Here is a 1,199-nt window from a genome sequence, read left to right as displayed (position 1 = left end):
GGTAATCCCCCCACTAAATAAGAACACTTAGAAATAGAGATTAACTGCTAAAATATATCAGCAGGAGAATCCTATGAAAAAGACACGCTTTACTGACAACCAAATCGTTAATATCCTAAAACAAGCCGAACAAGGTGTCCCTATCACCGAGCTTTGCCGTGAGCATAATATCAGCCAAAGTACCTTTTATAACTGGCGCTCAAAGTATGGCGGCATGGATGCCTCTTTGATTGCGCGCTTAAAAGAACTTGAAATTGAAAATGCACGTCTTAAGAAGATGTATGCTGATGAATGTCTTAAATCCGATATCCTACAGGATGCCATGACAAAAAAGTGGTAGCGCCCCAAAGGCGCAGGAAAATGGCTTGTCATTACATTGAAGAGCATGGTATTAGCATACGTCGTGCTTGCCGTATCTTTAACATCAGCGTGACCTGCTATTACCATAAGTCAATGGCCACGGATGAGAACCAGCAGATCGCGGACTTACTCATCAAACTGACTGATGAGAATAAGAACTGGGGCTTTGGTTTATGCTTTTTAAGCCTGCGTAATGTCATGGGACTGCCGTACAACCACAAGCGGGTATATCGCATCTACTGTGAGCTTGAACTCAACCTTAGAATCAAGCCCAAGCGTCGCATTAAACGCGCTAAACCAATACCATTAGCAGTACCTGATAGGATAAACCAAAGCTGGAGCATGGACTTTATGCACGACGGCTTAAATGACGGTCGCAGCTTTAGACTGTTTAATGTGATTGATGATTACAACCGTGAAGCGCTCACCGTTGAGATTGACTTCTCACTACCAGCACAAAGGGTCATACGCACATTAGACCAGCTCATTGAATATCGAGGCAAACCTGTACAAATAAGATGCGATAACGGTCCTGAGTACATCAGCAATGCGCTCAAAGACTGGGCTGAGCAGAAAAGCATTAACTTAAGCTATATTGAACCTGGCAATCCACAGCAAAATGCCTATGTGGAGCGCTTTAACAGAACCATGAGATATGATTGGTTAAATCAGGAGCTGTTTGATAACTTAGAGCAAGTACGCACACAAGCAGAAAACTGGTTATATCATTATAATCATGAGCGCCCAAACATGGGCAATGGCGGTTTTACGCCCATACAGAAACTCAATCAAGCAGCTTAATTCTATTTGTTAGGTGTCTTAGGTTTGGGAGGGTTACC

The 1,199-nt window shown here is 43.0% G+C and carries 1 protein-coding gene; it reads left to right on the top strand.

The window, feature by feature from the left end; translation table 11 throughout:
* Positions 1 to 73 precede the first annotated feature (73 nt).
* A protein-coding gene (locus AC2FA3_RS14990) for an IS3 family transposase (RefSeq protein WP_490510279.1) occupies positions 74 to 1,161 on the top strand; the annotation gives its coding sequence in 2 pieces (ribosomal slippage) (positions 74 to 326 and positions 326 to 1,161; 1,089 coding nt in all).
* Positions 1,162 to 1,199 lie beyond the last annotated feature (38 nt).

The sequence above is a fragment of the Janibacter sp. CoH_79_TC_3 genome, from assembly GCF_058197955.1.
The sequence above is the reverse complement of the archived record's forward strand: the minus strand, read 5'-3'. Positions and strand labels throughout refer to the sequence as shown.